The organism is Vibrio sp. 03_296, from assembly GCF_002265885.1.
Window position 1 is genome coordinate 1 of record NZ_NPKW01001252.1, and the last position, 527, is coordinate 527.

The 527-nt window shown below is 46.9% G+C and carries 1 pseudogene; it reads left to right on the forward strand.

Features of this window, described 5'->3' with window-relative positions:
- A pseudogene (locus CIK04_RS31355) lies at nt 1–527 on the forward strand (IS4 family transposase); the annotation flags it as partial.

The following is a 527-nucleotide window of genomic DNA, read 5'->3' on the forward strand; positions in this document are numbered from 1 at the left end:
CGATAAAGCGACAATTCGTCGACGTCGTTTACCTAGTGATATGGTTCTTTGGCTTATTGTTGGAATGGCGTTTTTCCGCAATGAGTCTATTGCAGAAGTCGCACGGCGAATGAATGTCTGTGCCGAGGGCTTAGCCGATGAGGAACTGCTAGCTAAAAGTGCTTTAACGCAAGCAAGGCAACGCCTTGGTAAAGCTGCTCCAGAATGGTTGTTTAGACAATGCAGTCACACATGGGGTCTAGAGCGTTACCCCGAGGATACTTGGCAAGGCTTACAAGTCTCGCTATTGATGGGGCTCTTTTTTCGAACCGCTGATACACAGAACTAAGAGAACATTTTGGGTCAGGTAATACATCCAGCGAGAGGCAGACACCTCATCCAGTACTTAGGGTGGTGACAATGATGAATGTTCGCTCACATGTCATTGTAGACGCAGCTATAAGCCCCTATCGTCGTGGTGAAATACCGCTTGCAATGCCCTTTATTGACTCTCTACCTGATAACTCAGTGACTTTACTAGATAAGGG